Source organism: Sphingomonas sp. Leaf62, from assembly GCF_001421915.1.
Classification (GTDB): Bacteria; Pseudomonadota; Alphaproteobacteria; order Sphingomonadales; family Sphingomonadaceae; genus Sphingomonas.
Window position 1 is genome coordinate 24538 of record NZ_LMLN01000008.1, and the last position, 1405, is coordinate 25942.

Sequence of the window (1405 nt, forward strand, 5' to 3'; positions counted from 1 at the left end):
ATCGTTGGAGGATGGCCCGATGCGCCGACTGGCTGACGTGGTGATGCAGATGCTCGTGTCGGTCGACCAGCTCGCACAGGTCGCGATCGTCGGCGTCGCATACCTCCTGCGTCTGACCGATACGTGCCCCTCGGCCGACGAGACGATCAGCAGCTATGTCGGCCGCGGTCAGCTGCGCGGCGCACGCTGGGCGGCGATCGTCGCGCCAGCGATCGACGGCCTGTTCGTCCTGCTGGGGGAAGCCCCCGGCCACTGCCTGCGCAATGTGGAAACAGCGTTCCTCGGCCTGCCGCCGAAGCCCTGACACCTGAAGGAATTGCGATGACCGACACGACGCCTCCGCCGGCGCCGCGGTGGCTGGCGTTCGCGCCCGCGATCGCGCTGGTGCTGACCCTCTGCGGCGCGCTGCTAACCGGCGGCGAATACATATCCACCCAAGCCCGGCACACGCGTGAGATCGAGGAGCTGCGAAAGCACGACACCGAAGATCGCGAGCGGCGCGAGGAGCGGATCACAGACATTCGCGAGCGGACTATCCGGATTGAGGCGCGACTGGACGCCTTGGTCCCGGACGACCGGAAGCCCGGCCGATGATCGACGCGGGCCTGATCATGATGCTGCTCGCGACCGTCGTGTCGCTTGCCCAACCGATCCTCGACACCATTCGCGGCTGACGCCGCCCTTTCCGAAGGAATACGAAATGCTGACGTCGCTCCTCAACCGGGGGCGCGTGCTCGCGCGCGCGCATTCGGTCCGCATTGCCGTGCTTGGCATCCTTGTGTCGCTGTTTGCGGCGATCGATCCGGTCTCGTTGCAGGCCGGATGGCAGTCGCTGCCGCCGAATGTCGTCGCCCTGATCCCCGACCGGTTCCAGCAGTGGATCGGCAGCGCGCTTTTCTTCCTCGTGATCCTCGCGCGCGGCATGCCGCAACCGGCTGTTGCAGAAAAGCTCGGGCTGTTGAGCGGCGTGGTACCGGCGTGGCTTCGCGCCGTCCGCACGCCGATCAATCGCGCGATCACCGGCATCGTCGTCCATTGCTCGGCCACCCGCGAAGGCCAGTATGTCGATGCGGCCGAGATCCGGCGCTGGCACCTCGCCAAGAAGTGGGCCGACATCGGTTATCACTTCGTCATCCGTCTCGATGGCACGATCGAGATCGGCCGGCCGCTGCGTACCGCCGGCGCGCATGTCGAAGGGCACAACCGCACGACGATCGGCATCTGCTACGTCGGCGGGGTCGGCAGCGACGGGAAGACGCCGAAGGACACGCGCACGCCGGCGCAGAAGGCCGCGCTGCTCGACATCCTGCGAGAGCTGAAGGCGCAATATCCGACCGCGAAAATCTGCGGCCACCGCGACTTCTCGCCTGACCGCAACGGCAACGGCCGCGTCGACCAGAACGAG

General features: G+C 67.0%; 3 protein-coding genes. All 3 read left to right on the plus strand.

Going from position 1 to position 1405, the window contains the following annotated elements:
• Positions 1-304 (plus strand): hypothetical protein (locus tag ASE91_RS05480; RefSeq protein ID WP_235530342.1); only part of this gene is annotated, 304 nt, incomplete at its 5' end.
• 17 nt (positions 305-321) lie between these two features.
• Positions 322-594 carry a hypothetical protein gene (locus tag ASE91_RS05485; protein WP_056623668.1) on the plus strand — a complete coding sequence of 91 codons (273 nt, stop codon included), beginning with the start codon at positions 322-324 and terminating at the stop codon, positions 592-594.
• Positions 595-700: 106 nt separating this feature from the next.
• Positions 701-1405: N-acetylmuramoyl-L-alanine amidase (locus ASE91_RS05490; protein WP_235530343.1), on the plus strand; the 705-nt coding region annotated here is incomplete at its 3' end.

Bases quoted from the DNA above. Each gene is read 5' to 3' on its own strand.
- ASE91_RS05485 (WP_056623668.1), top strand. From the start codon at position 322: ATGACCGACACGACGCCTCCGCCGGCGCCGCGGTGGCTGGCGTTCGCG.